Raw genomic sequence first — 1,398 nt, 5'->3', positions numbered from 1 at the left:
GGGGTCTGCCTCACTTTGTGTGGAGATCGGACAATTGGATGGGCATCATCCGCGCTCTGAGAAGCTCTGCACCCGCTCGGCCATACATAGCGCGCTTGATCGTCTTCAGTCGGTTGATCTGACCTTCCGCTTGACCATTGCTCCAAGGCAGGTCGATGGCGTTACAGACGGCGTCGATATCGCGGCGAAGGACGCGGGCAAAACGGGCCAGGAAAACCAGGCCAGAATGAATGGCATCATCAATCCAATCTTCGAGCCTTGCCGAATTTCGGCTATGAAATATTCCGCGAAACCGCATGGATAAGCTGCGCAAAGTCGCAAAGGTATCTGATCCCTGCTTGAGGGCGTCCACTTTCCGCTCTTGATTGACGGTCAGCGCGCCGCGCGGCTTGATGCAGAGAGCAGCGGCGACAACCGGCGAGATCCAGTGGCCAGTGTGCGGATCACGCACAGGCGCATTATCGTATGTACTGTCGACGACGCCAACCCGAGCCGGCGCCGCATCATCCTTATCCTTATCCTTATCCTTATCCGATTCCGGTCTCTCGGCGCGGCGCCAGGTTGCCAGGAGGCGTTCAAGATTGGAAAAGCTGCCGGTGTACCCGCGATGCTTGATGTCATGAAACAGATGCCGCCCACGGCGGTTGCCGTCCTTCCAACATTGGGTGAGAAAGGCTTCGAAATACAGGGGAGATGTCGGCTGCAACGCTCCCCTGCGTCGGTCGGGTGGCGTTTCAAACGTCAGCCATTTCGCGATGCTGCGGCGGCCATATCCAGTGCGACGCGCAATCTCCGAGCAGGTCAGGCCTTCTTTGCTCAAGGCGTGCACCGTCTCGAACACCTCCTTCCGGGACTGCCTATGTGTCCGTCGAAGCTGATTGCGCAACCGCATTCCAGGCGCCTCCTCATGCAAAGCTCGATCGTCATGATCAGTCTCGATGTCCTCGTCTGGCAGCAGTGCCCTGCCTGTAGCTCGGCCGGAGAGGCTCATCTGTTCCTCGATCGCAAGACGCAGGTTCTGGAAGAGATGAAAGCGGTCAGCCACCTGAGACGCTTGCGGGGCACCTTCACGAGCAGCCTGCGCGTATAGCCCGCATCGATCTCGACTGACCACCTCAATGGAGGGATGCCGCTTCAACCATTGTGCAACGCTCGCCACGCTCCGGTCCTCGAGAATGTCCATGACCTTTCGGCGCTCGAGATCAACGATGATCGTGCCGTAGCGCCACGATTTCCTCCAACTCCAGTCATCGATACCGATGATCCGAGCGGGGGGCTCGTCGTCGATCTGTAAAGCCATGCGCTTCAAGTGCCGAAGGATGGTGTCGTCGCTGACCGGCATCCCGAGCTGGTTCATCAAGCGCTCTCCCGGGCGTCCGCCTGTGCCGTGCCCCAGAA

At 59.0% G+C, this 1,398-nt stretch carries 1 protein-coding gene; it reads right to left on the bottom strand.

Annotated features, from left to right (window positions below):
- Nucleotides 1–10: 10 nt before the first annotated feature.
- A partial coding sequence (locus AC1Q5O_RS27215; RefSeq protein WP_492567198.1) for an ISL3 family transposase occupies nt 11–1,398 on the bottom strand: 1,388 nt, incomplete at its 5' end.

It is taken from the genome of Phyllobacterium sp. MT110, from assembly GCF_058792715.1.
This window is presented reverse-complemented; position numbering and strand designations above follow the sequence as displayed.